The organism is Demequina sp. NBRC 110054, assembly GCF_002090115.1.
GTDB lineage: Bacteria > Actinomycetota > Actinomycetes > Actinomycetales > Demequinaceae > Demequina.
In genome coordinates, this window is the sequence record NZ_BBRK01000004.1 from 564,899 (window position 1) to 588,189 (window position 23,291).

The 23,291-nt window shown below is 68.2% G+C and carries 18 protein-coding genes; 7 read left to right on the plus strand and 11 right to left on the minus strand.

Going from position 1 to position 23,291, the window contains the following annotated elements:
• The first annotated feature begins 120 nt into the window (after positions 1–120).
• The 3 genes from B7K23_RS02595 (at position 121) to B7K23_RS02605 (ending at position 4,224) form a co-directional block, all read left to right on the plus strand.
• Positions 121–1,206: an FUSC family protein gene (locus tag B7K23_RS02595; RefSeq protein ID WP_084124847.1), complete on the plus strand. Its 1,086-nt coding sequence runs from the start codon at positions 121–123 to the stop codon at positions 1,204–1,206.
• A 67-nt stretch (positions 1,207–1,273) separates the two neighbouring features.
• Positions 1,274–3,199: a glycoside hydrolase family 127 protein gene (locus B7K23_RS02600; RefSeq protein WP_084124849.1), complete on the plus strand. Its 1,926-nt coding sequence runs from the start codon at positions 1,274–1,276 to the stop codon at positions 3,197–3,199.
• Positions 3,199–4,224: a LacI family DNA-binding transcriptional regulator gene (locus tag B7K23_RS02605; RefSeq protein ID WP_234996392.1), complete on the plus strand. Its 1,026-nt coding sequence runs from the start codon at positions 3,199–3,201 to the stop codon at positions 4,222–4,224. The genes B7K23_RS02600 and B7K23_RS02605 overlap by 1 nt, the downstream gene beginning before the upstream one ends.
• Positions 4,225–4,259: 35 nt before the next feature.
• On the opposite strand, the gene B7K23_RS02610 is transcribed toward B7K23_RS02605, so the two are convergent.
• From B7K23_RS02610 to B7K23_RS02635, 6 genes are all read right to left on the minus strand, one after another.
• The gene (locus B7K23_RS02610) at positions 4,260–4,481 is read right to left on the minus strand and encodes a hypothetical protein (RefSeq protein ID WP_084124851.1); all 222 of its coding nucleotides are present in this window, start codon (positions 4,479–4,481) and stop codon (positions 4,260–4,262) included.
• A gap of 167 nt (positions 4,482–4,648) precedes the next feature.
• Positions 4,649–5,365, minus strand: a complete 717-nt coding sequence (locus B7K23_RS02615) for a YesL family protein (protein ID WP_159451278.1) — start codon at positions 5,363–5,365, stop codon at positions 4,649–4,651.
• Complete coding sequence (locus B7K23_RS02620) at positions 5,365–6,714, minus strand: arabinan endo-1,5-alpha-L-arabinosidase (protein WP_084124855.1); 1,350 nt, start codon at positions 6,712–6,714, stop codon at positions 5,365–5,367. Before B7K23_RS02620 ends, B7K23_RS02615 begins: the two co-directional genes overlap by 1 nt.
• Position 6,715: 1 nt before the next feature.
• Positions 6,716–7,678, minus strand: a complete 963-nt coding sequence (locus tag B7K23_RS02625; protein WP_084124858.1) for a carbohydrate ABC transporter permease — start codon at positions 7,676–7,678, stop codon at positions 6,716–6,718.
• 17 nt (positions 7,679–7,695) lie between these two features.
• The gene (locus B7K23_RS02630; RefSeq protein ID WP_084124860.1) at positions 7,696–8,655 is read right to left on the minus strand and encodes a carbohydrate ABC transporter permease; all 960 of its coding nucleotides are present in this window, start codon (positions 8,653–8,655) and stop codon (positions 7,696–7,698) included.
• A gap of 75 nt (positions 8,656–8,730) precedes the next feature.
• On the minus strand, positions 8,731–10,128 hold the full coding sequence (locus B7K23_RS02635; RefSeq protein ID WP_084124861.1) for a sugar ABC transporter substrate-binding protein: 1,398 nt from the start codon (positions 10,126–10,128) through the stop codon (positions 8,731–8,733).
• Positions 10,129–11,086: 958 nt separating this feature from the next.
• On the opposite strand from B7K23_RS02635, the gene B7K23_RS02640 reads away from it, so the two are divergent.
• The gene (locus tag B7K23_RS02640) at positions 11,087–12,097 is read left to right on the plus strand and encodes a LacI family DNA-binding transcriptional regulator (protein ID WP_159451279.1); all 1,011 of its coding nucleotides are present in this window, start codon (positions 11,087–11,089) and stop codon (positions 12,095–12,097) included.
• Positions 12,098–12,143: 46 nt separating this feature from the next.
• Here B7K23_RS02640 and B7K23_RS02645 read toward each other — a convergent pair whose 3' ends face one another.
• The 5 genes from B7K23_RS02645 to B7K23_RS02665 form a co-directional block, all read right to left on the minus strand.
• Positions 12,144–14,207 (minus strand): hypothetical protein, encoded by a 2,064-nt coding sequence (locus B7K23_RS02645; RefSeq protein WP_084124865.1) that lies wholly within the window; start codon positions 14,205–14,207, stop codon positions 12,144–12,146.
• Positions 14,204–15,298, minus strand: a complete 1,095-nt coding sequence (locus tag B7K23_RS02650) for a cellulase family glycosylhydrolase (RefSeq protein WP_084124866.1) — start codon at positions 15,296–15,298, stop codon at positions 14,204–14,206. Before B7K23_RS02650 ends, B7K23_RS02645 begins: the two co-directional genes overlap by 4 nt.
• 5 nt (positions 15,299–15,303) lie before the next feature.
• Positions 15,304–16,149, minus strand: coding sequence for a carbohydrate ABC transporter permease (locus B7K23_RS02655; protein ID WP_084124867.1), 846 nt, complete (start codon positions 16,147–16,149; stop codon positions 15,304–15,306).
• Positions 16,146–17,108 carry a carbohydrate ABC transporter permease gene (locus B7K23_RS02660; RefSeq protein WP_159451280.1) on the minus strand — a complete coding sequence of 321 codons (963 nt, stop codon included), beginning with the start codon at positions 17,106–17,108 and terminating at the stop codon, positions 16,146–16,148. The genes B7K23_RS02655 and B7K23_RS02660 overlap by 4 nt, the downstream gene beginning before the upstream one ends.
• Before the next feature lie 72 nt (positions 17,109–17,180).
• The gene (locus B7K23_RS02665; RefSeq protein ID WP_159451281.1) at positions 17,181–18,455 is read right to left on the minus strand and encodes an extracellular solute-binding protein; all 1,275 of its coding nucleotides are present in this window, start codon (positions 18,453–18,455) and stop codon (positions 17,181–17,183) included.
• 810 nt (positions 18,456–19,265) lie between these two features.
• Between B7K23_RS02665 and B7K23_RS02670 the strand changes: the two genes are divergently transcribed.
• Genes B7K23_RS02670 through B7K23_RS02680 form a run of 3 tightly spaced genes read left to right on the plus strand, consistent with a single transcriptional unit; the run spans position 19,266 to position 23,268 of the window.
• Positions 19,266–20,570, plus strand: a complete 1,305-nt coding sequence (locus B7K23_RS02670) for an alpha-galactosidase (protein WP_143338050.1) — start codon at positions 19,266–19,268, stop codon at positions 20,568–20,570.
• A gap of 47 nt (positions 20,571–20,617) precedes the next feature.
• Entirely contained in the window at positions 20,618–22,135 is a 1,518-nt protein-coding gene (locus B7K23_RS02675; RefSeq protein ID WP_084124871.1) for an alpha-N-arabinofuranosidase, read from the plus strand.
• Entirely contained in the window at positions 22,132–23,268 is a 1,137-nt protein-coding gene (locus B7K23_RS02680; protein ID WP_234996393.1) for an arabinan endo-1,5-alpha-L-arabinosidase, read from the plus strand. The genes B7K23_RS02675 and B7K23_RS02680 overlap by 4 nt, the downstream gene beginning before the upstream one ends.
• Positions 23,269–23,291 lie beyond the last annotated feature (23 nt).

Here is a 23,291-nt window from a genome sequence, read left to right on the forward strand (position 1 = left end):
GACGCCCCCGGGTCGACCGCTGCGCATCCGCCGCGCGACCTCTGTGGCTCGAGGTGGCACTCGGGAGCGCGCGAGTCGGGCACCATGGTCCTCTAGGCACGAGCGAGGGAACGGACACGGATGGCGGCCACTGACGGCGATGAGCAGGGCGCGATGCGCCGCGCGGTGGCCGCGGGTGACCGCGCCATCCGCAGCCTGGGCGACGTGAAGCCCTCGCCGCATCGTCGCCTCCCCCTCGCCCTCCAGGCGGGCTTCTCGATCGCGGCTCCGATCCTCGTCGCGATCGCTTTCGGCAGGCCTGACCTCGGCTACCTCGCCGCGACGGGCGCGTTCGCCGCCCTCTACCTCGCCTCCGCGAAGCACATCGACCGCGCGAGGTTCGTGCCGGTGATCGGCGCGACGCTGCTCGCGTCCGCGGCTCTCGGCACCGCGGCGGGCACGAACACGGCCCTCACCGCGATAGGCCTCGTCACCGTCGCCGTGCTCGCGGGCGTCGGCACGCAGCTGTTCGCGCTCGGGCCCCCGGGACCGCTGTTCTTCGTGCTCGTCTTCGGGGCGTCCTCCCACATCACGGCCGAGGTCGACGGCGTCCGCGCGGTCGAGCCGGCCGTGTACCTGACCTCGATGGCCGTCGGCGTCGCGATCGCGTGGGCGGCCGCGTCCGCTCCGCTGGTGAAGCGCAGGCACCGGATCCCACCGACGCCGTTCCGCGAGCTGGTTCCCGGTCCGCGCTGGACGGCGGAGGGCGCGGGGGTGGCGATCCGCGTGGCCGCCGTCGCGGTGGTCGGCACCACGATCGGCTTCGTGCTCCTCAACCCCGAGCACGCGTATTGGACGGTCTGCGCGGGTATCGCGGTGGTCGGCATCCGCGCGCCGCGGCACGCGGTCCTGTCGCGGGGCCTGCACCGCGTGGTCGGCACGTTCGTCGGCGTCGGGGTCTTCGCGATGCTGTCGCTGATCCCCTTCGGCCACGTCGGCACGGCCCTCCTCCTGGGCCTCCTCCAGATGGCGATCGAGCTGATCGTGGTCCGGCACTACGCGCTCGCGCTGACCCTCATCACGCCCCTCGTGCTGACCCTCGTGTCCTCCGCAAGCGGCGCCGCCGGCTCGACGATCGCGCCCGAGCGGCTGATCGATACAGTGGTCGGCGCAGGCCTGGGGGTGTTGGCGGCCCTCATCCCCGACCCGAAGGGCTCAAACGAATAGGCGGATCGCCGTTCGTGAAGTATATTTACATCGATAGAAACACGGTTCTAGTCAGGACAAGGACGTCATGGACACCGCATCAGCACCCTTGGTCGCACCCGCCGCCCGCGAGGCGAAGGCGCCCGATCTCACCCCGCTCGCCCTGAGCGCCGTCGAGCTTGACGGCTCGCGCGAGCTCGGCGCGTGGCAGCGTCTCAATCGCGAGGCGACGATCCCGCACGTCGTGGAGCGCCTCGAGACCTCCGGCGTCATGGACAACCTCCGTCGCGTCGTCGGCGAGTCCGACGCCGACTACCGGGGTTTCAACTTCGCGGACTCCGACCTCCACAAGACGCTCGAGGCGATCGCGTGGGAGGCCGCCCGCGTACCTGGCGACCAGCCCTGGGAGGAGTTCACCCGCGACGCCATCGCGCTGCTGAACAAGGTCCAGGAGCCCAACGGCTACCTCTACTCGCACGTGCAGTCCGGCAAGTTCCAGGGCCCGTGGGAGGACATGCGCTGGGGCCACGAGCTGTACGTGCTCGGCCACCTCGTGCAGGCGGCCGTCGCCCGCTCGCGCGCGACCGGCAACGACGACCTTCTCGAGGTCGCCCGCCGCTTCGCCGACCTCGCGGTCGAGCTCTTCGGCCCCGACTGCGAGCGCCCGGACGGCTACGGCGGTCACCCGGAGATCGAGACCGCACTGGTCGAGCTCTACCGCCACACCGGCGAGAAGAAGTACCTGGACGCCACGATCGCGATGCTCGAGCGCCGTGGGCACGGCGCGCTCGGCACGGGACCCTTCGAGTCCGCTTATCACCAGGACCACCTGCCCATCCGCGAGGTGGACGAGGTCCTCGGCCACGCCGTGCGCCAGCTGTACCTGGCGGCCGGCATCGCCGACGTCGCCGCGGAGACGGACGATGCGCAGCTCGCCGAGGTGCTCGACCGCATGTGGGACTCAGCGCACGGCACCAAGGAGTACATCACCGGCGGAATGGGCTCGCGCCACAAGGACGAGTCCTTCGGCGACCCGTTCGAGCTCCCGCCGGACCGCTCGTACGCCGAGACCTGCGCCTCGATCAGCGCCCTCCACTGGAACTGGCGCATGCTGCTCGCCACGGGCCGCTCCAAGCATGCCGACGCGATGGAGCGCGCGCTGTACAACGGCATCGCGTCGTCCACCTCGCTCGACGGCACCCGCTTCCTGTACTCGAACCCGCTCCAGCTGCGCAGCGACCACGACGGCTCGAGCGAGTACCAGCCGTCCGAGCGCCTCGACTGGTTCGCCTGTGCGTGCTGCCCTCCGAACCTCGCGCGGCTCGTCTCCTCGCTCGGCGCGTACGTCGCGTCCGGCACGGAGACCCAGGCCCGCATCCACCTGTACGCGCAGGGACAGATCCGCCTCGGCGCCACCACGCTCACCGTCACCACGGACTACCCGTGGGACGGGCGCGTGACCGTCGAGGCCGCGGGCCCGCTCGAGACGCTGGCGCTGCGCGTCCCGGCCTGGTCTCACGACGCGACGCTCAGCGTTGACGGCACCTCGGCGCCCGCATCCGCGGACGAGGACGGCTACGTCCGCGCCTCCGTGCACGACGGATCCACCGTGGTCCTTGACCTTCCCATGCCGGCCGAGCTGATGGTGCCGCACCCCCGCGTCGATGCCGTGCGCGGCTCGGTCGCGATCCAGCGCGGCCCCGTCGTGCACTGCATCGAGACGGCAGACGTGCCCGAGGGCGTCGTCCTCGAGGACGTCCGCATCGACGCGTCCGAGGCGCCGCGCGTGGGTCCCGCCCTCGACAGCATCCGGGCGGGCGCGACCGTGGTGGCGACGGGCGTGGTCCGCCCTGCGTCCGAGGCACCGCTCGGCACCTCGATGAGGCTCTCCGCGGCTCCTGCGGCGGACCCCGATCCGACACGGTTCGACCTGCGCGCGGTGCCCTATGCCCGCTGGGCGAACCGCGGCAAGGGCGCGATGCGAGTGTGGATCCCCGTCGACGAGGGCCGCTGATGGCAGGCACGGGCAGCGGCGGCACCGTCACGATGAACGACGTGGCCCTCGAGGCCGGCGTGTCCATCAAGACGGTGTCGAACGTCGTCAACGACTACCCGCACATCCGGCCGACCACGCGCGCCAAGGTGGAGGCGGCGATCGAGAAGCTCGGCTACCGCATGAACTTCTCTGCCCGCCACCTGCGCCAGGGCCGCACCGGGATCATCGGCCTCGCGCTGCCCGAGCTCTCGCTGCCCTACTTCGCCGAGCTTGCCGACTCGGTGATCCGCGCCGCGGAGGCGCGCGGAGTCGTCGTGCTCATCGAGCAGACGAGCGGGGGGCGCGACCGCGAGCTCGACGTCCTCACCTCGGACCGCCGCCAGCTCACCGACGGCCTGATCTTCTCGCCGCTCGAGCTCGGCCCGGAGGACGCCCAGGCACTCAAGGTCGACTACCCGCTCGTCGTGCTCGGCGAGCGCATCTTCGGCGGCGACTGGGACCACGTGACGATGAACAACGTCGACGCAGCCCGCGCGGCCACCCAGCACCTGATCGACCAAGGACGACGACGCATCGCAGTGATCGGCGCGCACCACGGCGAGTCCATGGGCTCCGCCGCGCTGCGCGTCCTCGGCTACCAGGCCGCGCTCGCCGCCAACGGCATCGCGCTCGACACTGACCTGATCGTCGAGGGCGGGCTGTGGCACCGCAGCACCGGTGCGGACGTCACCGCCTCCCTGCTCGACTCGGGCATCGAGGTGGACGCGATCTTCGGCCTCAACGACGCGATGGCGCTCGGTGCGCTCCGCACGCTTCACGCGCGCGGCGTCAAGGTCCCCGAGGAGATCGCGGTGATCGGCTTCGACGACATCGAGGAGTCAGAGTACTCGGCCCCGTCGCTGTCCTCCGTCGCCCCCGGTCGGGAGCAGATCGCGGAGACCGCGGTGGACCTGCTGCTCGCAAGGATCGCCGGAGACGATCAGCCGTTCCGCCGGGTGATCACCGACTACTCGGTCAAGGCGCGCGAGTCGACGCGCGCGTAGAACGGGGCCGGCAGGAGACCCCCGCCGCCCTCCTGTCAGCGTGAACGCGGATCCCGGAACGCCCGCGCGAGCGAGTACAGCACCGCCGCTGAGCTCGCGAGCACGATGAGCGCGGTGCCCGCGCGGTCGACCAGGGTGGGCCCGCACATCGTCGCGCTGCCCGACGCGCATGAGGTCGTGGACTGCGCCAGGAACAGCGCGACGCCGAGGGCGAGCGCTCCGCACGCGGCCGCGATCCAACTCCATCGCACGTACATCTGCTCTCCTTCGGACCACTGCGTTCCACTATTTGACACTAATGGAAAGACCTTGGCAAGGGAAGGCCTTGTGCGGGATAAATGCGCAGGCAGATGGGGTCAGTCCTACGATCGGGGGCTGGGAGGGCCGAAGGTGGGCGCGGGCCAGCCTCTCGCCAGCACCGGCTCTACGCGGAGGCCGCGCGCGCGTCGATCCTGTCGAGCCAGCGGTCCACGAGGAGACCGGTGAGGAGCAGGGGGATCGACAGCCCCGCGAGGATGAGCACCGGGAGGAACTTGATGCCGACCACGGTGAGCGCCACGGCCGTCAGGATGCAGCCGACGGCGGTGAGCGGCGACAGCAGCGCCGAGACCGCCACGAAACGCAGGGACGGCCCGATGGGGTCGGTGTAGCGGCGAAGCACGTGAGGCGCGTACGCGAGGCACGCCACCGCGTAGCCGCCGACGGCGAGCACCGCACCGATGAGGATCGCACCGATGGATCCCGCCGAGTTCACGAGCAGGATCAGCACTTCGTACCAGGACATCGCGATCACGAGGATGAACGGCACCGTGACCGCGGCGGCGCGCCTGAACTGGGCGCGGTAGATGCCCCAGAAGTCCTTCCAGAGCTGGTCGGACGGGTCCCCGTCGACGATGCGACGGAGCAGGGTGGAGCCGGCGACGGCGGCCGGGCCCAGGCCGAGAAGGCCCAGACCCAGCGCCGTGCCGAGGATCATGAGCAGCTGGATCACGACGAGCTGCGCGGCGACGCGCAGCCACACCATGATCCGGCCGGACCAGCCGGGGATCTCGGCCGCATCCGCCGGCGATCCTTCGAGCGGAGTGAGGCGCTGGCGCGCGCGCCGCTGCTCTCGGTTTCCTTGCTGATCCACGAGAGCCATCATCCCACCTTGGTGCCCGCGAGCGCCGTGCCCTTCGGCCCACGAGCGACGAAGCAGAGCGTGGCCTGCTGACGCACCGAGTCCCACGCGGGGAACACGACGGCGTCGACCGGGGAGTCCCCCGCACGCGTGAAACGGCCCCTGCCGTGGGCGACGAGGCCCTCGAGCATGTCGTCCGTCACTGTGACGCGGCGCGAGTCCTGGACGGTGTCCGACGGAAGCGACCAGTCCACGATCTCCCACTTGCCCCGCACTGCGGCGACGTCGGCGGGCCAGGTGGCCTCGTCGTCGTCCTCGTGCGCACCTGCCCAGGGCTGGATCGAGACGAGGGGCCAGCCCTCGTGCGTCCAGACGAGCCTGCGCGCCTGCACCTCATGCTGCGTGGGCGTCTCGGCGAAGCGAGTGTGGTGGACAAGGAGCTGGTGGCCCTCCTCGGTCAGCACCGAGGCGTGCCCCGGGGCCAGGATGCCGCACTCCGCGCCCTCGAGCCGATGGCTCGCGAGCACGTTGAGGCCCACTTCGAGCGGGTCGGCGTCGAGGTCGGTCAGCTCGCGACCGGCCGGGTCCACGTACGGGCCGTACAGGTCATCCGAGACCCCGACTCGCACGTGATACGTGTTCACGAGCGAGTCGTAGGAGACGATCAGGGCCCAGCCGCCACCCGGACGGGGGATGATGTACGGCCCCTCGATCGCCGTGTCGACGGACTTGGGACGACGAGCGATCAGGGTGCCGAAGTCGGCGGCGGGCTCGCCCGGCGCGGGCGCCGAGAGCGCGAAGCCCGTCACCGGGTCGATCTCGAGGATGTGCAGTCCGCCGAAGAAGGATCCGTAGACCATGTGGTGGCGGTCGCCGTCGATGATCAGCTGCGCATCGATCGCGTTGTGCCCGTCGCGATCGTGCTGCGTCGCCACGACGATGCCTCGATCGGTCCAGGGGCCGGCGGGGTGCGACGCGACCGCGAGGCCGATCGCGCTGGTCCGCGAGCCGAAGGACGAGGCCGAGTAGTACATGCGCCACTCGGTCCCGGACGGGGTCTCGACCGGGACGACGTCGGGGGCCCAGAGGCCCTCGGCGCCCGCCCAGTCCTTGGCCGGCTCGGGCACTCCGTCGAGCGCACAGCCGACGAACTCCCAGGTCACCAGGTCGGTCGAGCGACGGATCTGCGCTCCGGAGTCCCGGAGCGGGCCGTCGGCGTCGGCGTCGGTGGAGAAGAGCCAGTACACACCGTCGGCATCGCGCACAGCTGTCGGGTCGTGGGCGTTGCGCGCGCCCCACGTGGACGGTTCGGGCCGTGAAAGGCCCGCGGGCCCGGCGATCGCCGGGCCCGCAAGCTGGTCGTTCGTCATGTCAGGTCTTCGATCCGGTCAGAGCGATGGACTCGATGATCTGGCGCTGGAACACCAGGAACACGATGAGGATCGGGATCACCGAGATGACCGACGCGCCCATGATGAGCGGGTAGTCGCGCTGCGTGGCGTACTGCACGTTCATGTTGGCGATCACGACCTGGAGCGTCTGCTTCTCGGGCGAGTTCAGGTAGATGATCGGCGCGAGGTAGTCGTTCCAGACGAACATGAACCACAGGATGAACTGCGCGGCGACGGCCGGGCGGATCAGCGGGAAGATCATCGTCCAGAAGATCTTCCAGTAGGACGCGCCATCGATCTTGGCGGCCTCGACGAGCGAGTCCGGCACGTTGTGCAGGTACTGGCGGAGGAAGAAGATCATGATGACGTTGCCCAGGATCACGGGCACGATCAGCGGCAGCAGCGTGTCGACCCAGCCGAGCTTCGAGAAGAGCACGAACTGCGGGATCATCAGCGTCGGGAACGGGACCATCATGCCGGACAGCAGCATGATGAAGATCACGTTCTTTCCGGGCAGCCGCATCTTCGCGAGGGCGAAGGCCGCGAGCGAGGAGAACACGGTGCCGACCACGGTCACCGTGACGGCGACGATCAGCGAGTTCTTGATGCCGGACAGGACGTAGGTGTCGTCGAAGACGCGCACGTACGTGTCCCACACGAAGGGGTCCGGGATCCACTGCGGGGGCAGCGAGTACACCGCGTCCTTCGTCTTGAGCGACGTGGAGACCATCCAGACGAGGGGGGCCGCCATGACGACCGCGCCGAGCGACAGGATGATCGTCAGGATGAAGTTGACGACGGGGCTCTCCTGCGTCGCGCCGGACTTCCTGAAGAGGCCGCGCTTGAGCTTGGGCGCCGGGTTGTCGTCGGTGGTCCGGTCGGGTTCACCGGCGTGGGCGAGCGCGCCCGAGGCGACGGTGGCCGTGTTCGAGTTGAGGCTCATCGTGATTCTCCTTTGCCTCAGTCGATCGAGAAGTCGTTGCGGGCGTTCATCCGGAACTGGATGGCCGTGACGATCAGGACGAGGATGCCGAGCACGAGCGCCATCGCGGTCGCGTAGCCCATGCTCAGGTTGCGGAACGCCTGGTTCCAGACGTACCAGACCAGCGAGGCCGTGCTGAAGGACGGACCACCGGTCGACGTCATGATGTTGATCTCGGTGAAGATCATGGATCCACCGATGATGTTGGTCACGACGAGGAAGAAGGTGACGGGGCGCACCATGGGCCACGTGATCTTCGTGAAGCGCTTCCAGCTGTTCGCGCCGTCGAGAGCGGCGGCTTCGTAGAGCGAGCGCGGCACGGCCTGCACGGCCGCCAAGTAGAGGAGCATCGAGTAGCCGAGGCCCTTCCAGACGGTCATGATGATGATCGCGGGCTTGGCCCACATCGGGTCGGCCAGCCAGTTGGGGCCGTCGATGCCGATGAGCGCGAGCGCCTGGTTCACGAGACCGAAGTCACCGTTGTAGGCCCACTGCCAGAGGATCGCGATCGCGGCGAGCGACGAGATGACCGGGATGTAGTACACGGTGCGGAAGAACGTGCGGCCGCGGATCTTGCGGCTAAGCGCGAGGGCGAGCAGCAGCGAGAGCGCGAGGCCGATCGGGATGCCGATCATGTAGAAGACGGTGTTGTACAGCGCCTGCCAGAAGTACTGGTCCTGCAGCAGCCTCGTGTAGTTGTCGAGGCCGATGAAGGTCATGTTGCCGATGCCGTTCCAGTTGGTGAACGACGCGTAGATCGAGAACGCCATCGGGAACAGGAGGAAGACCACCCAGCCGATGACTGGAGCCGCCATGAAGGCCGCGGCCCACCCGTACTCCTTGCGGTGAAGCTTCGCGTTGGCCTTGCGGGAGGCCTTCTGGTCCTCCTTGGTCCACACGCTGGCGCTGGTCTCCGCGGGGGGAGCTGAAGTCGACATGATCCGTCCTTAACGTTCTCGCGAGTGTGGGGGCCGCCGCCGTGGCGGCGGCCCCCACCTTCGCTTCAGTGCTGCTTAGCCCTGGGCCTTGGCGGCGTCAGCCGAGGTCCACGACTGGTCGAGGAGCTTCTGCATCTCCTCCTGCTTGCCGGCGAGGAACTCCTCAGCCGTCACGGAGCCGTTGTCCACGACGTTCTCGATGCCGATCCAGAAGTTGTCGTACCACTCCGGGGTGTAGGTGTACGTCGCGGGCAGCGGACGACCCTTCTCCATCGCGATGTCGAGGAAGATCTGCGAGTTCTCGGGCCAGCCGGTCTCGGTGGCGTCGGTCGTGATCCAGTCGCCCTCGGCGTAGTCGATGAGGTTCGGGATCTGGATCTGGCCGGCGGCCAGCGTCTTCTGAGCGTCGAGGTCGGTCGACAGGTACTCGGCAAGCTTCGCGGCGAGCTCGACGTTCTCCGAGTCGGCCGAGACACCGATGCCGAGCGAACCGAGCCAGGTCGACCAGTCGTCGCCCTCCTCAGCAACCGGGTAGGGGATCATGGCGTAGCCGAAGGTGTCGGGGTTCTCCTCCGCGACGGCGTTGTAGGTCGCGATGTCCCACGGGGCCACCGGGAAGAAGCCGATCTCACCGGCCATCCAGCGCTGGTAGGTGTCGAGCGTCTGCGCCTGCTCGACCGACGGGGTCACGCCCTCGACGAGGCCCAGGTCGGCGAACCACTGCAGCGCCTCGGCGAACTCAGGGGTGTCGACCGTGACCGTCTTCTTGTCCTCAGAGATCCAGTCCGCGCCGGCGCCCCAGATGAAGGCCTGCGAGTTCCAGGTGACGTTGAGGCCGGTGCCCCAGTGGTCAAGCTCGCCGTCGCCGTCCATGTCGACCGTGAGCGCCTTGGCCAGCTCGACGAACTCGTCGAAGGTCATGGGCTCGGACGGGTCCGGGTAGTCCAGGCCGAGCTCGTCGAACAGCACCGTGTTGTAGCCGAAGGCGAACGGGCCGACGTCCTTGGGCAGGGCGTAGAAGGGGTCGCCATCCTGGCCGCGCTCGCCGGTCTCGACGTTGAAGCGGTAGGCGTCGACACCGAAGTCCCACAGGTTGTCGACGACCGAGTCGTCGACGTACTCGGACAGATCAGCGAGGACGTCCGCGTAGACGTAGCCCATCATGTTGGCGGGGTCGACGTAGAAGACGTCGGGAACGTTGCCGCCGGCGATGGCCGCCTGAAGCTTGGTGCTGTACTGGTCGGCGTCGGTGATGATCATCTTCACCGTGGCGCCGGTCTCCTCCGTGAACGCCGTGATGGCGGTCTCGTAGGCAGCCTTGTCGTAGTCGCTTCCGCGGTACATGAAGGTGAGCTCGACACCCTCGCCGTCACCGACGACGGTGCCCTCGTCAGCGCCGCTGGAGCTGCAGGCCGTGAGAGCCAAGGCTCCCGCCATGGCCACGGCTCCCGCCGCTAGAACGTTCTTCCTCATCTTCTTTCCTCCCTGATCATCATTGATAGGTAAGTGAGGTCCGGCCCGACCCTGGGAGCTGCATCTGCGATGCCGGTTCCGCTCCCGCGGGTCTTCTTTGACCTCTTGCTGGCCGTGCCGATGGGAATCACCGGCTTCCGGGTTATTTACAACGATGGAACTGTGACACACCGCTGAGGCAAGGTCAAGTCAGCGAAGATCACGATTCGGAATACATCGATGTATATGCTTTTTTACCAGGCTTGATGATCGTCTCAAGCGTCTTGTGGGATATGCAGTACGGTCCAGCTGCCTCGCGCGCGAGCCCCGCGAGGGCTCGGCCTGAACACCTCTCGGCTGCCGAAATCTCAGAATTGCGACGGATATTCGGTACAACGATGTAATGCGCGAAAGGTGCGGCCGTCGCACGCCTCACGCGTGCGGCGACTCAGGATAGGGCGCGCGAAGAATGCACTGAGGGGACCAAGGGCCGAGCCTCGCCTGTGAGCGGTCCACACCCCCGCGCACCGATCGGACCGGGCACACGGCCGACGAGGACCGCGCGCACGAACGACTCCCCTGCAGCGCGCGACACGACCACGGCCGCCGCTCGCGAGTAGTCCGCACGAAGCCCTGCAACGTCGCAGAACTCGGCGTGAGCGCCCACCTGCAGGGAGGAGCCCCGGAACTCGGGGTGGGGAGCGGCCGCGACGCGCCCCTTGACACATCGTTCCTGATAGAAACCTACACAAGGCAACTTCAGCATCGTCTGTGAAGGCACTTTCAGAAGGCGTCGCGGGGAGCCGTGCGCCCGTGCGCGTCGATCACATATCGATGCAAGGAAAGTCGGCCCCGGGTCTCGTGCGCACTGCCTTCGAACCACTAGAATCAACGCAAGCGTACCTGTCGCGGCTCACCTGCCACAGGCGCCGAGAAAGGAACCATGTCGGGACAACGACGCCCCGCCACGATGCGTGACGTGGCGCAGTTCGCAGGCGTGTCCGTGCGCACCGTCTCCAACGTGGTCAACGACCAGCCGTATGTGAAGGACGAGACGCGGCGCCTGGTGCAGAACGCGATCGCCGTGCTCGGCTACCGCCCGAACCTCATCGCGCGCAACCTTCGCGTGGGCTCGACGCACACGCTCGCGCTCGTGCTGCCCCGCATGACTCAGCCCTACTTCGCCGAGCTCGCCGACGACCTCCTCCTCGCCGCTCGCGATCGCGGCTACGCAGTACTGATCGACCCGACGGACGAGAACGACACCCGCAAGGTGGACGACGTGTTCGCCAGTCTCGGCATGATCACCGATGGTATCTTCGTCGACCCCACCCACCTCCCCGGCAGCGTCGACCTCGCGAGCCTGCCCGTCCCCGTGGTGGCGCTCACCTCGCACAGCAGCCGGTACGGCGAGACCGTCGACCGTGTCGCGATGGACGACGTGGGCGGGGCAAGGCTCGCGACGGCGCATCTGCTCGCCTCGGGCCGCACGCGCATCGCGGCCGTCGGGCTGCCGCCCGCAGCGATCGCAGGATCGACCGGGCGGCTGCGCCTGGCCGGCTTCCTCGATGCGCACGCGGAGGCGGGCATCGACGTGGGCCCGCGACGGCTCCTCGCGGTCAACGCCTGGGATCCGACGGAGGGCTACCGCGTGATGTCCGAGGCGCTCGAGGCCAAAGTGCCGATCGACGCCGTGTTCGCGTTCAACGACTACATGGCGATGGGCGTGATCCACGCCGTGCAGGCGCACGGCCTGCGCGTCCCCGAGGACATCGCCGTCGTCGGCTTCGACGACCTGAACTTCAGCCAGCACACCTCGCCACCGCTCAGCTCCGTCTCGCCAGGGCAGCGTCGCATCGTCGAGGCAGGTCTCGACATGCTGATCGGTCGCATCGACGGCAGCCGCACCGGCCCTGCCGAGGTCGCGGTCGTGGACGCCGAGCTCAGCGTGCGCGGATCCTCACAGCAGTCGACCGGCCTCGTGGAGTAACCCTCGAGACCGGTCGACGAGCGATGGCTGACTCGGCGCGGTGGCGTCAGTCCTCGAGATCGAGCTCCAGCCAGACCGCGGAGCGCGCGGGCAGGGTGAAGCGCAGCGCATCCCCGCCCTCGACCGCGAACTCCTCCCAACGTGCGGGCTCGGTGTCCGCAGGGGTGGCCCTCAGCGAGGGCGCCGAGGCGTAGATCTCGGCGGAGCGGACGCTGCACGGCAGAGGAACCTCGATGGCGTCCTCGCCCTGCGCGCGGTAGCTTGCGACCAGCAGCGTCACCCCGCCCTCGGGCTTGAGCAGCGCCGTCGCCCTCACGAACGGAACGCTCGCCTCGACCCTGCCCGAGTCGGCGGGGGCGTCGATGCGGAACGTCGGACCCGAGACCTCCACCGGCAGCGGCAGACTGCCTGCGAGGGTGCGCAGACGCGCGATCATCGCGTACGCGGGATCCGGGTACACGACACCGGCACCCTTCATGATGCCGCCACCGTGCAGGAACCCGTTGGGGCTGCACATGTCGATCCGGTCGCCGAAGGTGGTGAGGCCCCCGAGGAACGCGACCGCCCACACTGCGCCGTCGGCGTTCTCGATCGACACCGCGCCGGGGCTGGCGCCGATCGGACCCCACTCGGTGATGCTGAGCCTGATCGGCGCATGGCCCGCAGGAGTGCCCGCGTCGAGCTCGGCAAGCAGCTCCGGCAGCTGGGACTCGAGCGCCGTCTCGCACCAGCCCATGAGCGACTGGTGGATCGTGTCCGAGTCGACGCCTTCGAAGAAGCGGTCGTTGATCGGGATGCCGTGGAGGGAGACGACGTCCAGGTGCTCGACGGCCTGACGGAGCAGCTCGCCGTGCCATTGCCCGTCGTTGGAGACGTCGATGAGCCCGTCGCGCGCGGGCGCGAGGTCGAACCAGTCGCCCGCCGCGTGAAGCGTGAGGGGGATCGGGCTCGCGGCGCGCATCGCCTCCGCGTACTCCGCGAATCGGCGAGCATTCTCCTCGGGTCCCACGAAGCCGCCCTGCCAGGATCCGTACGTCTCGTTGCCGAGCTCCCAGCGATCCACGCCGTAGGGCTCGGGATGGCCGTTCTGCGCGCGCAGTCGACCCATCGGCGTCTCGACCGAGCCGTTGCAGTACTCGACCCACGCCGCGGCCTCCTCGGCCGTGCCTGTGCCGAGGTTCACCGTGATGTGGGGACGGGAGCCCATCCTGCGGCACAGTGCGAGGTACTCGTCCGTCCCGATGTGGTGGCTCTCGATCCCGCCCCACGCATAGTTGGGTCGGGACGGCCGCAGCGACTGCGGGCCGATGCCGTCGCGCCAGTGGTAGTAGGAGACGGCGTTGCCCCCCGGCCACCGCAGCTCGGGGACGTTCGCCTCGACGGCGAGCGCGATGACCTCGGGGTCGAGACCGCCCTCGTGGTCGGAGGGGAGCACGCTGACGCGATCCAGGGTCAGCCCATCGCCGTCGAAGAGCAGGAACAGCTCGACAGGCTCCGTCGGCGCGACCGCCGCATCGATGTCGAGCGCCACGCTCTGCTCGGCCCAGCGGTCGCTCGTGATCTCCACGGAGGCCTCCGCGAGCAGCTCGCCCGCGGCTCCGGCGTCTCCGTCCCAACGGCGCCTGAGCTCGACGCGCAGCTCTCCCGCGTCGTTCACCGTACGTGCCCACGCCGAGACCTCGATCCGGGTCGTCCGGTGGGTCGGCACGAAGACGACCTGCCGCAGCCCGCCGCGGCGGATACGCACGCCGTCGCCCACCCGTCCCACGCACGGCCTGACCTCGCCGACGGCGCTCCAGGCGAACGGCACCCCGTCGGCGGTCTCGTCATGGAACAGGTGGACCGCGACGCCGCTGGACGTGGGCGCGCCCGCCCATCTGGTGGTCGGCTCCTCGCCCTTCCAGATCGCATCGGCCCACTCGCCGTTGGCGAGCAGCTCCTCGACCTGCCACTGCTTGAGCAGGGTGGTCTGGACGAACGTCGGGTTCACCACCAGCTCGGCGCTGAGACCGCCGATGGTGGCGTGGCTCATGTGCTCGAAGAACTGGCTGAACAGCTCGGCCCTCACCGGGGTTCGGGGCTGCGTCGGGTCGAAGCGGATCTCCGTCATCGCCCCACCCCGTTGAGCTCCTTGAGGACCGCGATCTCCTCGGGGTCGTAGGGCGTGAAGTCGTCGTGGAAGATGTCGTGCATCCACAGCCGCGTATCGACGCCGTCGATCCCCTTGATGAAGTCCCACGCCTCGTGGAGCTGGCACTTGCCGTTGACGAAGCCGAAGAAGTAGCTGCCGATCTCCTCCCGCTTCCACAGCGGCAGGTGGGTCTGGATGATGCTGCCGTACGGACGGTGCATCCACTCGGTGTTGAACAGCGGCCTGTCGAACTGCCTGAGGGTCGCGATCAGCTGGCGCGCATGGGTGTAGTCGCCGTAGTAGTGGAACGACACCACGTCGGACAGCTCGACGGCCCGCAGCTCGGGGCCGGGGATCGTCACCGGGTCGTTCATCCACGAGAACGGCGACGTCGCTCCCCCGCCCCACACCTCGGCGGTGAGCGGCTGCTCGACGTCTGCGGCACGCAGCCACTCGAACGTCTTCTCCATCATGCCGACCGAGCGGTCGCCTCGCTGGGAGTTGCCGACCTCGTTCCACACGTTCCAGAGCAGCACGCGCTCGTCCTGGCCGTACCGAGTGGCCAGCGACGTGACGTACTCCGCGAACAGCGGCTCGAGATCAGCCTCGTCGGTGATGACGTAGCCGACGGCGTCGCCGGACTGCACGTCATCCGAGAACGCGCCCTCCGCATCTCCGGCGAAGTAGCCGGGCACCGGCTCGGGCTGAGGCCCGAGCGCGGGCTCGCGCCAGCGGTCCCTGGGCACCGAGCAGTCGTTGAAGATGACCGGCATCATCGTCATGCCGTGCAACTCGAGCAGGTCGAGCAGCTGGTCGAGGTTCGCGAAGAACGCGTCCCTCTCGTAGCGCCAGACCTCGAACGGGAGGTAGAACCGGATGCTGTTGAGCCCAAGGGACGCGGCGAGCGCGATCTCGCGCGCCGCGTCCCGATAGGCGGCGTCGTGGTCGTAGGACTGGATCAGCCACAGGGGTCCGTCGATCGCCCCGCTCGGGATGAAGTTGAATCCCGAGATCCACTGCTTGTCCTCGTACCACCGACGCGCCTCGTCGGGCGTCCACCTGGGACGCATATCGATCAGCCCTTCAGTCCGGCGGTCGCGACACCCTCGATGAAGCGCTTCTGGACGATCGCGAACATGATGACCAGCGGCGCGACCGAGATGAGCGACCCCGCCATGGTGACGCCGTAGGGGATCACACCCTGAGCGGTGCCGTTGAGCAAGGCCAGGCCTGCTGTCAATGTTCTGTCCTCGGCGCTGTTGGTCATGACCATCGGCCAGAGCATGTCGTTCCAGTTGCCCACGAAGTTGAAGATTCCGAGGGTCAGGAGACCGGCGGTCGCGTTCGGCATCATGACCCGCCAGTAGATCTTCCACTCCGAGGCGCCGTCGATCATGGCGGCGGAACGAAGCTCCTTGGGGATCATGATGAAGAACTGTCGCAGGAGGAAGATGCCCGCCACGTCGGCGGCACGCGGCACGATCAGACCGGTCATCGTGCCGATCCAGCCGAACTCGGAGAGCATCTTGTACAGCGGGATGAGCAGCGACTGGAACGGGATCATCATCGTCGCGATGAGCAGACCGAACAGCAGCCCGCGTCCCTTGAAGTCGATGAACGCCAGCGCGTAGGCGACCATCGAGTTGAGGATGAGCGAGAAGAAGGTCACGCCCACCGACATCATGACGGTGTTCGCGAGCTGGTCCCAGACCGGGATCCGCTCGAACACGCCCGCGAAGTTATCGAGCGTGAAGGTGCTCGGGATGAGCTCGGGCGGGTAGGCGATCGTCTCGTTCTGCGGCGTGAACGCCGTGACGAGCACGATGACGAGGGGGAAGATGGCCAGCAGCGAGACGGCGAGCACGAGGATGTTCGCGCCGATCGTCCCGGGCCTCCGCCACAGCGGGATCTTCTTGTTCATACGAGGTCCCTTTCCTGCTTGCGGCTGATCGACAGCTGGATCAGGCCGATCGTCAGCGTGATCGCCATCAGCACGAAGGACAGTGCAGAGGCGTAGCCCTGGTTGAAGTTGCTGAAGCCCTCGACGTAGACGCGGTACACGATCGTCTCAGTGGACCTCAGTGGCCCGCCATTTGTCATGATGTAGATCTGGTCGAAGGTCTGGAACGCGGTATTGACCGCGACGATGATCACGTAGGTCATGGTCGGCCGCAGGCCCGGGAGCGTGACATTCGTGAACTGCTGCCACGCGTTGGCGCCATCGAGCGAGGCTGCCTCGTACTGATCCGACGGGATCCCCTGGAGGCCCGCGATGAAGATGACCATGAAGTAGCCGAAGTTCTTCCAGACCGCGACGAAGATCACGGTCGGCATCGCCCACGTCGTGTCGTTCAGCAGGTCCGGGAGGTTGATGCCGATCTTCGAGAACCAGTAGGGCATGAGGCCCGTGTTCGGGTTGATGATGAAGCTCCACGACAGCGCGGCGACCGCCATGGAGATGATGAACGGCATGAAGATCACGGTGCGCTGGCCGCCGCGGAACAGCAGGTCCTTGCGGTTCAGGAAGATCGCGAGGAACAGCGCGACCGCGATGACGATCGGGGTGTACGCGACCGCGTAGATGACGGTGTTCCAGATCGCGTTGAGCGAGTCGGGGTCGGTGAATGCCTCGACGTAGTTGTCGAAGCCGATGAACGTCGGCTCGTTGAGACCGCTCGAGTCGGTGAGCGAGATCCAGAAGGCGTAGCCCGCCGGGTAGAAGACGAATGCCAGCAGGATCGCGAGACCAGGGGCGGCGAAGAGCCAGCCGGTCCTGTTCGCGTGGCGCTGGAAGTTGTAGGTGCGCTGTCGCCGGCGCTTGCGGGGGACCTTGCCCGCGCTCTCGAGCGCGGCGCTCTCAACGACTGGATTGGTAGTCACGATGCTCCGATCATGAAGGGGCCCCGGCCCGGGCGTCCCTGGGGGAGGGACGCCCGGGCCTGGGCTTCCTCATCAGTTGTCCAGGTAGCCCGCGATCTTGGTCTGGGCGTCGGCGAGGAGCGTTGCCACGTCGCCGCCGGCCAGGATCTGCTGCTGAGCAGCATTGGACTCCGACTGGATGTCGGTGATGTTGGTGTCGATACCCGTCGCGTAGTAGTACGAGGTCGACGCCATCTCGGAGAGCATCGAGACCAGCGGGTCGTCGATCTCAGCCACGTCGATGTCCGTGCGGTTCGGCGGGTAGTAGGACTCGGTCCAGATGATCTGCTGGTCGTAGCTGTTCCAGAAGTCCGAGAACTCGAGCGAGCAGGTCATCTCCTCGTCGGTGTCGTTCATGCTGGTCGCGTACCAGTAGTTGTAGACACCGGCGACCCAGTCGCTCGGCCAGCCGAAGCCCTCGATCGGGACGCCGAAGCTCTCAGCGGAGGTGATCTCCCACGGGCCGTTGAAGATCATCGCCGCGCGTCCGGAGCCGAAGAGCTCCATGGCGCCGGTGCTGTCCATACCGGTCGGGCTGATCATGCCGTTGACGAAGGCGTCCTGCCAGGCCTCCATGGTCGCGATGTTCTCCGCCGAGTCGAGCGCGGGAACTCCGTCGGTGATGTAGTCGCCGCCGCCCGAGTGGAGCAGCGTCGAGAACATGCCCATGTCCTGGTCGGGCATCGCGAAGCCATACTGCTCCGGGGTGCCGTCGCCGTCCTCGTCGATGGTGAGCTCCTCGGCCACCGCGATGAGCTCCTCGATGGTGGTCGGGTAGTCGGCCTCGGTCAGGCCAGCAGCCGCCCACAGGTCGCTGTTGACCCACACCGCCATCGGGGTGGTGCCCATCGGGATGCCGTAGGCCTCGCCGTCCCAGGTGACCTGGTCCTTGGCCTGCGTGTACATGAAGTCGGCGCTCTCGTAGTCGCCGGACGAGTAGTACGCGTCCATCGAGAGGAACGCGCCCTGGTTCTTGTAGCCCTCACCGGTGTCGACGCCCTGGACCACGAGGTTCGGGCCGTTGCCGGCGCCGAGGCTCGTGACGAGCTTCTCCGTGATGCTCGACCAGGCGATTGGCTCCTGGCTCACCGAGCACGTGTCGGACTGGGCGTTGAAGTTGTCGACGATCTCGGCGAGGACGTCGCCGTCCGCCTCGGTGTAGCCGTGCCAGAGCAGCAGGTCGGTCTTCTCCCCGCTGGATCCGCCCGACGAGTCAGCCGAGGAGTCGGTGTCGCCGCCTCCCGAGCAGCCCACGAGCAGGAGCGCCGCAGCGGCTCCCAGAGCGATCGTGCCGTGCATCTTCTTCATGAATGCCTTCTCTCCTTTGAGCCGTCGCGGCATCTTTGCCGAGACGTGCGATCCACGTGTTTTGCAATATTGCAGGACTTTGCAACGTTGTCAATGGATCAGTGCGCACACGCAAGGTCACAAAACGGTTACAGCTCCGGAGGGTGCCGAGGGCGCCGCAGCGAGGTCAGGATGCGCGCGCATTGCTCGCCGCGACAGCTCCCTCGAGGCCTCGCCGGGGCGCGGCGCGGCGCTCTCCAGGGCGCCTCGAAACGCCTCTCGGGGAGAGCCGCGAGGGAGTCCGCACCCCTGGACGTCTGCGGCCAGCGCGCTGGCGTCCAGGCGACCTCAGGCGCGTTCAGCGCCGAAGCCAAGGGCCCGCGGAGACGTCGACGGACAGCGAGTCGGATTGCGCATCATCCCAGGTAAAACACCTGACAGTCGGCATCTGGTGACACCGGAGGCGTCGGCGGGCGCAGCGCACCATGCACCGCCCATTCCTCACTCCGCACGTGGTTCCCGGGGAGCATTCACGAGGACCACCCTTGCCCCACGCCGCCCCTGGGGCGCAGCGGGCTCCGTGACGGCACAGGTACCGCGACGGCATGCCCACCGTCCGGAGCCTCCGGTCGCGCGACGGCGACGATGGGGTGACACTGGACCCGGAGGTCCCCTCAGTTTCCCCGTACACCGTTGAACAACAGGCGTTTGGTAGGTACGGTTCTTGCAACGATGCACGAACCGAGCTCCCCTTGCTCGGGGCCGCCGAATTGACGAAGTCATCCCGCGGTGTGCACCATGTGGTTACAACGATGTAGAAGGAGGTGCCCGATGCCGCGCGCCACCACGCCCCCCATGGGCTGGAACAGCTGGGACTCGTACGGGACGACCGTCACCGAGGATGAGGTCCTTGCCAATGCCCGCCACCTGGCGGACCACCTGCTCGCCTCGGGGTGGGACACCGTCGTCGTCGACATCGCCTGGTTCGACCCGACCGCGCGATCGCACGGCTACAACGCGGACGCTCCCCTGGTGCTCGACGCGCACGGCCGCCTCCAGCCCGATCCCGTGCGCTTCCCGTCCGCGGTCGACGGCACCGGATTCACCGCGCTTGCGGCAGCGGTCCACGACATGGGCCTCAAGTTCGGCATCCACCTCATGCGAGGCATCCCCCGGCGCGCCGTTGCGCTCGACCTGCCCATCGAGGGCACCGAGTGGACCGCACGGGACATCGCGCTCACCGAGGACGTGTGCCTGTGGAACCCCGACAACTACGGCCTCGACTTCTCACACCCCGGCGCGCAGGCGTTCATGGACGGCCAGATCGCCCAGATCGCGGCGTGGGGAGTCGACTTCCTCAAGGTCGACGACATGCTCAGCCCCTACCACGACGATGCGATCGAGGCGCTGCACCTCGCGATCGAGCGCGCGGGCGCGGACATCACCGTCTCCCTCTCCCCCGGCACCGAGCTGTCGACCGAGCACGCGGAGCACCTGCGCGAGAACGCCCAGATGTGGCGCATCTCCGACGACCTGTGGGACCGCTGGATCGATGTCCACGCGCAGTTCGCGCGCCTCGCCCGTTGGGCCCCGTTCCAGCAGGAGGGCGGGTGGGCCGACGCCGACATGCTGCCGCTGGGCCGCATCGGCATCCGCGCCGAGCGCGGTGAGCCCCGCGACTGCCGGCTGACCCTCGACGAGCAGCGCACGATGATGGCGCTGTGGTCGATGGCCCGCTCGCCGCTCATGGTCGGCGGCGACCTGCCTTCGTCGACGCCCGAGACCACCGAGCTGCTCGCGACCCCGGCGATCACCGAGGTGCTGCAGGGCTCCGTCGGGGGACGAGAGATCCTGCGCGAGCCCCTCGAGGGCGACGACCCCGGCGAGCACATCGTCTGGACCGCGCGCAGCGCCACCACCGACCGCACCTACGTCGCCGTCTTCTGGACGGGCGACCAGGAGCGCGCAGGCCGCGTGCCGCTGACCTCGATCCTCGGTCGCAGCCACGCGCCCCAGGCCACGACAGACCTGTTCTCGACGTCCGCCCCCTCAGCCGTCGCCGATGGTCACCTGACCGTCACCGTGCCCTCGCACGGCGTCGCCTGGGTCGCGCTCGACCCGGTCCCCGCCGCCTGACGACATCCGCAAGACCCCCGCGACGATGCGGGAGACAAGGAACCACCATGACCTCCAAGGCCAGCCTTGCCGTCGACCCCGCATTCGTGGTCGGCCCGGTGCGCCGCCGCACGTTCGGCTCCTTCGTCGAGCACCTCGGACGATGCGTCTACACCGGCATCTACGACCCCGAGGCCCCGACCGCAGACGAGGACGGCTTCCGCTCGGACGTCATCGACATGACGCGCGAGCTGGGAATCTCGACCGTCCGCTACCCGGGCGGGAACTTCGTCTCCGGCTACCGGTGGGAGGACGGCATCGGCCCGGTCGACGAGCGTCCCACCCGCCTGGACCTCGCCTGGCACTCGTCCGACCCGAACAAGGTCGGCGTCGACGAGTTCATGAAGTGGTCGAAGAAGTCGGGCACCGAGCCGATGATGGCCGTCAACCTGGGCACGCGCGGCGTCCAGGAGGCACTGGACCTGCTCGAGTACTGCAACATCAAGGGCGGCACCTACTGGTCCGACAAGCGCCGCGAGAACGGCGCCGAGGAGCCGCACGACATCCGCATGTGGTGCCTCGGCAACGAGATGGACGGCCCGTGGCAGATCGGCGCGATGACCGCCGACGAGTACGGGCGCCTCGCCGCCAGGACGGCGAGCGCGATGCGCATGATGGACCCCGACATCGAGCTCGTCGCGTGCGGGTCGTCCGCGTCGATGATGCCGACCTTCGGCGAGTGGGAGCGCACCGTGCTGAACCACTGCTACGAGCACGTGGACTACATCTCGGCGCACGCCTACTACTTCGAGGATGAGGGCGACCTCGGCTCGTTCCTTGCGAGCGCCGTGGACATGGACCACTTCGTGGAGTCCGTCGTCGCGGCGGCAGACCAGGTGCGGGCGGCCAAGAAGGGCACCAAGCGCATCAACATCTCGTTCGACGAGTGGAACGTCTGGTACCAGCAGCGCGCCGAGTCCAAGCCCCCGACGGGCGACGACTGGCCCGTCGGCCCGGTCCTGCTCGAGGACCGCTACAACGTCGCGGATGCGGTGGTCGTCGGCAACCTGCTCATCTCGCTGCTGCGCCACACGGACCGCGTGCACGCGGCGTCGCTCGCCCAGCTCGTCAACGTGATCGCGCCGATCATGACCGAGCCCGGCGGCCGGTCGTGGCGCCAGACCACGTTCCACCCGTTCGCGCAGGCCTCGCAGCTCGCCAAGGGCGACGTGCTCCGCGTCGCGATCGAGTCGCCCACCTACGAGACGAAGAAGTTCGGCGAGGTCCCGGTCGTCGACGCGGTCGCGACGTACGACGCCGAGTCCGGCGAGGTCGTCGTGTTCGCCGTCAACCGCTCGCTCACCGAGGACGTCACCCTCGACGTCGACCTGCGCGGAGTCGCGGGCGTCGAGGTGCTCGAGGCGACGAGCCTGTCCCACCCCGACCACACGTGGTCCGCGACCGCGGACGACGACACCACCGTCGCGCCGGTCGCCAACGCCTCCGCCTCTGTCGCGGACGGTCGCCTCACCGCGGCGATGCCCCCGGTGTCGTGGAACGTCATCCGACTGGGAGGCGCCCGATGACCGACAAGCCCGCGAACGAGGACCATATGAACGCGCAGGACCACCAGGACGCCCCGAACGTCGAGGACGCCCCAGCGCCAAGCAAGAGCCGTAAGGGCCTGATCGTCGGCGGGATCGCCGCAGCGATCGTGGTCGTACTCGCGGTCGGCACGCTCGTGTGGGCGCCGTGGAGCGGTGCCAAGGCGACGGCACTCGACATCTCCGGCGACATCTACATCCACGACCCAGCGATCGTGGCCGGCATCGACGACGGCGAGGGCGACTGGTACGTCTACGGCACCGGCGACGCAGCGATCGGCGCGGGCTCCCCGCGGATCTTCCGCTCGCAGGACGAGGGCAGCACCTGGGAGGAGGTCGGCACCGCGTGGGACACCGACACCCGACCCAGCTGGGTGTACTCGATCGTGCCGACGGTCGGCAACTTCTGGGCGCCGGAGCTCTATGAGCACGACGGCACCTGGTACCTGTACTACTCGGCGTCGACCTTCGGCTCGAACCGCTCGGTGATCGGCCTCATGACCTCGCCGACGCTCGACATCGACGACCCGGACTACGGCTGGACCGACCAGGGCCAGGTCTGGGCCTCCGACCCGAACCTCAACAACTACAACGCGATCGATCCCGGCATCATCGAGGACGAGGACGGCACCCCCTGGATGGCCTTCGGCTCATTCTGGGGCGGCATCCAGATGATCGAGCTCGAGTGGCCCTCGGGCCTCGCGGCGGATGATGCCGAGCCCGTCACCATCGCGACCCGCAACGACGCGCTCGACGCGATCGAGGCGCCGTACATCGTCGAGCACGACGGCTACTACTACCTCTTCGTGTCACGCGACAGCTGCTGCCAGGGACTCGACTCGACCTACAACATCGCGGTGGGACGCTCGGAGTCCGTCACGGGCCCGTACGTCGACAGCCTGGGCAACGACATGCTCTACAACGGCGGCGAGTCGCTCCTCGTCACCGACGGCGACATGATCGGCCCGGGTGGCCAGTCGTACTCGAACGGCTACCTCGCGTTCCACTACTACGACGGCGCGAACAACGGGCAGTTCCGCCTCGAGATCCGTGAGCTCGCGTGGACCGACGACGGCTGGCCCGTCGCGTGGACCGCGGGCGAGCCGAGCAGCTGACGCAGCACGGCCTCGACGAGGAG

What these genes read in the sequence shown, in the direction of transcription:
- B7K23_RS02595 (WP_084124847.1), top strand. Translation starts at nt 121, where the DNA reads ATGGCGGCCACTGACGGCGATGAGCAGGGCGCGATGCGCCGCGCGGTG.
- B7K23_RS02600 (WP_084124849.1), top strand. Translation starts at nt 1,274, where the DNA reads ATGGACACCGCATCAGCACCCTTGGTCGCACCCGCCGCCCGCGAGGCG.
- B7K23_RS02605 (WP_234996392.1), top strand. Translation starts at nt 3,199, where the DNA reads ATGGCAGGCACGGGCAGCGGCGGCACCGTCACGATGAACGACGTGGCC.
- B7K23_RS02610 (WP_084124851.1), bottom strand. Translation starts at nt 4,481, where the DNA reads ATGTACGTGCGATGGAGTTGGATCGCGGCCGCGTGCGGAGCGCTCGCC.
- B7K23_RS02615 (WP_159451278.1), bottom strand. Translation starts at nt 5,365, where the DNA reads ATGGCTCTCGTGGATCAGCAAGGAAACCGAGAGCAGCGGCGCGCGCGC.
- B7K23_RS02620 (WP_084124855.1), bottom strand. Translation starts at nt 6,714, where the DNA reads ATGACGAACGACCAGCTTGCGGGCCCGGCGATCGCCGGGCCCGCGGGC.
- B7K23_RS02625 (WP_084124858.1), bottom strand. Translation starts at nt 7,678, where the DNA reads ATGAGCCTCAACTCGAACACGGCCACCGTCGCCTCGGGCGCGCTCGCC.
- B7K23_RS02630 (WP_084124860.1), bottom strand. Translation starts at nt 8,655, where the DNA reads ATGTCGACTTCAGCTCCCCCCGCGGAGACCAGCGCCAGCGTGTGGACC.
- B7K23_RS02635 (WP_084124861.1), bottom strand. Translation starts at nt 10,128, where the DNA reads ATGAGGAAGAACGTTCTAGCGGCGGGAGCCGTGGCCATGGCGGGAGCC.
- B7K23_RS02645 (WP_084124865.1), bottom strand. Translation starts at nt 14,207, where the DNA reads ATGACGGAGATCCGCTTCGACCCGACGCAGCCCCGAACCCCGGTGAGG.
- B7K23_RS02650 (WP_084124866.1), bottom strand. Translation starts at nt 15,298, where the DNA reads ATGCGTCCCAGGTGGACGCCCGACGAGGCGCGTCGGTGGTACGAGGAC.
- B7K23_RS02655 (WP_084124867.1), bottom strand. Translation starts at nt 16,149, where the DNA reads ATGAACAAGAAGATCCCGCTGTGGCGGAGGCCCGGGACGATCGGCGCG.
- B7K23_RS02665 (WP_159451281.1), bottom strand. Translation starts at nt 18,455, where the DNA reads ATGAAGAAGATGCACGGCACGATCGCTCTGGGAGCCGCTGCGGCGCTC.
- B7K23_RS02670 (WP_143338050.1), top strand. Translation starts at nt 19,266, where the DNA reads ATGCCGCGCGCCACCACGCCCCCCATGGGCTGGAACAGCTGGGACTCG.
- B7K23_RS02675 (WP_084124871.1), top strand. Translation starts at nt 20,618, where the DNA reads ATGACCTCCAAGGCCAGCCTTGCCGTCGACCCCGCATTCGTGGTCGGC.
- B7K23_RS02680 (WP_234996393.1), top strand. Translation starts at nt 22,132, where the DNA reads ATGACCGACAAGCCCGCGAACGAGGACCATATGAACGCGCAGGACCAC.